At 36.1% G+C, this 2,541-nt stretch carries 1 protein-coding gene; it reads right to left on the bottom strand.

The genetic code is table 11. The features are described from left to right. Positions 1 to 2,541: immunoglobulin-like domain-containing protein (locus EVI01_RS13300; RefSeq protein WP_146811761.1), on the bottom strand; the 2,541-nt coding region annotated here is incomplete at both ends.

The raw sequence follows: 2,541 nt of genomic DNA, 5'->3' as shown, positions 1-2,541 counted from the left end.
TTCCATTCACTGCCATAAGCCACGTGAATTTCTTTTTCAGATTCGATAGTTGGTGCAACTACTTTCTCTTTTACTTTGACCGTACGTTCCACTGTTTCTACATTAAAATCAGAATCCCAAACAGTATACGTCACTGTATATTCTCCAGCTTTACCGGTGTTAACCACTCCACCATATTTAATTTCTGAAGTTAAATCACCATCTTCTTCATCATGTGCAGTTACTCCAGAAAGTGGATCGAACTCATCGCCTATATTAAGTTCAATATCATCTGCGCCAGTAATCACGGGAGCATTCCCTAAAGTTTCAACAACATCAACTTCCATCATTTTCGATGCCTCGTTGCCATCGCTATCTGTTACTTTATAGGTAATATATTGAGCACCAATTTTATCTGTATAAATTTGTCCAATAACAGTTATTTGGTCTGTAATATTACCATCTTCATTATCATAGGCTTGTGCATAAAGTGTTGGATCAAATTTACTATTTTGCTTAATCGTTAATTTATCCGGGCTCATTACTACTGGTTTACTTTCATCACTTTGAACTGTGACTTTGCGTTTAGCAGTTGCTACTTTTCCATTTTTATCATACACATAGTACTTAATTGTGTACTCACCTGGAGTAGAAGTATCTACTGAACCGGTATACGTTAAGTTTGACGTCAAATCATTTCCTTCACTATCTTGTGCGGTCACACCGTCTAGGGGATCAAATTTTGAACGCTCATCGATTCTCACATCATCTGCCCCGTTAATCACTGGCCCGTCTGTCACTTGATCAATCACGTGTACAGTAACTGTTTGTTCTGTGGTATTCCCATCCTTATCTGTAACAGATAGTTTTAAATCATAGTCGCCTGCTTTAGACATATTAACTCCGGAAGCATCAGCTTTAACTTGATCGGTTAAATCGCCATCTTCTGGATCTTCGGCAGTTATATCCAACAATGGATTTAATGTTTCTCCTACTTGATAGGTCATATCTGATGCGTGGATGATTGGTTCTGAACCAATGATTGGTTTATTTTTTACGGTTACTTTAACTGTCTTTTCTTTTCCTGAATCAGAAACGAATGTCACCTGGTACTCTCCTGGTTTATTTGTATCAACATTATTTTCTTTTACTGATACTGATTCTTCTTTACCATATTTATCAGTGGCTTTCGCACCAGCTTTTTCAATTGCTGCTTCGTCTGTTAGATTGAAACCATAGTCTACTTCAAAATCATGCGCTTCAATTGAAGACTGATTTTCTTCAACTGTTACAAATCCCACATCACTTACTGACCCTGCTGTTTCAAATGAAGCTGTAGCATAGATATCATTTCCGACTTTATAATCATCATACTGTTTTAATTTTTCAGCTGGAATGGAAAATTCACCTTTGTCATTTGCTTGAATAGTAAAATCAATCGGCGAGAGATCTCCCACACGTACTGCTACATCCGCATTTGGAGAAGTTTTCCCATTTAAAGTATCTCCATAGATATATGGTGTTTCAAATTCTGGTTTTTCTGCTTTCACAGATTCTTTCACAGTGACTTTAACCGTTTTTTCTTTTCCTGAATCAGAAATGAACGTGACACTATATTCACCAGGTTTGCTTGTATCTACGTTACTTTCTTTAACTTTGACGCCTTCTTCATTTCCATTAGCATCTGTTGCAGTTGCTCCTGCTTTTTCAATAGCAATTTGATCATTAAAATCTGCACCATATTCTAATGTGAAGTCATTCGCTGTAATGGATGATTGGTTTTCTGTAATTTTCGTGGAGGATGTTAGACTGACTGCTTGACTATATATATCACTCTCGGAACTTTTAAAATATAAAGTATTGCCACTTTCATAGTCTGTTAAGGCTTTTAACAGAGAAACAGGAGCTGTAAAATTACCTGATGCATCAACTTCAACAGTTACATATCCACCAAAATCACTATCAGAAATAAAAACTCTAGAGTTTGGATAGGCTGTTCCTTTTATTTCTGTATCATAAGCATAAGTTTCGTCTACTTTAGGTGTAGGATAATGTATGATAGTAGTTTCTACTTCACTATAGTTAGCATTTTCTATATCACCAGCTTTTACATAAAGTGTAATACCTGGAGTATGTTTGGCAAGAGCGTTTATTGAAGAACTTGCTATTGTAAAATTACCTGATGCATCTGAATGAGTAAATGTAAATCCACTGAAATCTTCGTAGTCAGAAATCAAAACGTCTGTATTAGGTGTAGTTTTTCCCTTCAAATCAGTCTGATAAATATAAGGACTTTCAAGAACTGGTTTTTCATATTTAGCTGATTTCACCGTAATCACAACTGTAATGCTTTTTCCTGATTCTGGTGAAGTAAAGGTTACGTTATAGTCACCTGGTTTTTTAGTATCTACAGTTCCTGATACTGTTACATTATTTGTTACATCATTCCCATATTTATCTGTTGCTTTTACACCTGTTACTTGTTTGGCCACACTATCATTCCATGTTGAACCATATTCAACGGTAGCATCGTGGGCAGTAATTGTGGCATTATCTGCTGGT

Origin of the sequence: Enterococcus villorum (assembly GCF_007990225.1) — a bacterium.
In the GTDB taxonomy this organism is placed as follows: domain Bacteria; phylum Bacillota; class Bacilli; order Lactobacillales; family Enterococcaceae; genus Enterococcus_B; species Enterococcus_B villorum.
The sequence above is the reverse complement of the archived record's forward strand: the minus strand, read 5'-3'. Positions and strand labels throughout refer to the sequence as shown.